1 protein-coding gene is annotated in these 948 nt (G+C 33.1%); it reads left to right on the top strand.

The window, feature by feature from the left end:
* Positions 1-948: zonular occludens toxin domain-containing protein (locus AACS05_RS24820; RefSeq protein ID WP_223306968.1), on the top strand; the 948-nt coding region annotated here is incomplete at its 5' end.

The raw sequence follows: 948 nt of genomic DNA, 5'->3' as shown, positions 1-948 counted from the left end.
AGAGTTGTTACTAATATCTATGGCTTGAATGCTGATAAAATTTATGACTATTGTGTTTCTCATAAAAAAGCCTCTAAAGATGGCTTAGGAGAGGTTATTTTAGTTAGTAATTCTGATGTTCAGGATGAAAAATTTTTCCCTTATAAATTAGATGATGGTTTATCTGATGACTCCTTTTGCAAGCCCGGTGATTTGATTTGTGTTGATGAAGTTTGGCGTGTATGGGATAACGATAAATCAATTCCTGCATTTCATCGTTCTTTTATTGCTGAGCATCGTCATTTTAATGATGAATCTACAGGTGTTTCATGTGATTTAGTTGTTATTAATCAATCTGTTTCTAACTTGCCTCGCTTTATTAAAGACAGAGTTGAAACTACTTATCGTATGAGTAAGTTGGTTGCTCTTGGTCTCAGGAGTCGTTATCGTGTTGATATTTTTACTGGTGTAAAATTATTTAAAACAAACTTGGTTTCTAGTTATCAATGTAAGTATAGTCCTTTAATTTTCCCTTTATATAAATCTCATGAGAACGGGCAGGGGACTGAGCTTGTTGTTGATAAACGACAAAGTGCTTTTTCATCTAAAAAAATAATAGTCACATCCATTTTATTGTTTTTGATGTTTTGTTTTTCTGCATATTATTTATACCGTTTTTTCTCTGGTTTTTCTGATGAAAGACAAATTAATAAAGAAACCAATAAAGAAACACCAGTTGAGTCTACTGTTTTGAATTCTAATCCGTCTCATATTCCTGTATCTGCACCGCCTCGTTCTAAAAGTTGGCGTATCGTTGGTCGTATCAACAATGGCTCTGGTGATTTTTATATTTTGTCTAATTCTGTTGGTGATATTCGCTTTGAACCGTCTTCTAAATTTAATTTTAGTGGCTCTTTGACTTCTGCTGTTATCGATGGTGAATTTGTTTCTCGTTATACTGGTGAATGA

The organism is Citrobacter sp. S-77, from assembly GCF_963864895.1.
Lineage (GTDB): Bacteria > Pseudomonadota > Gammaproteobacteria > Enterobacterales > Enterobacteriaceae > Citrobacter > Citrobacter murliniae.
Note: the sequence above shows the minus strand (reverse complement) of the source record. Positions and strands in the feature narration are given on the sequence as shown.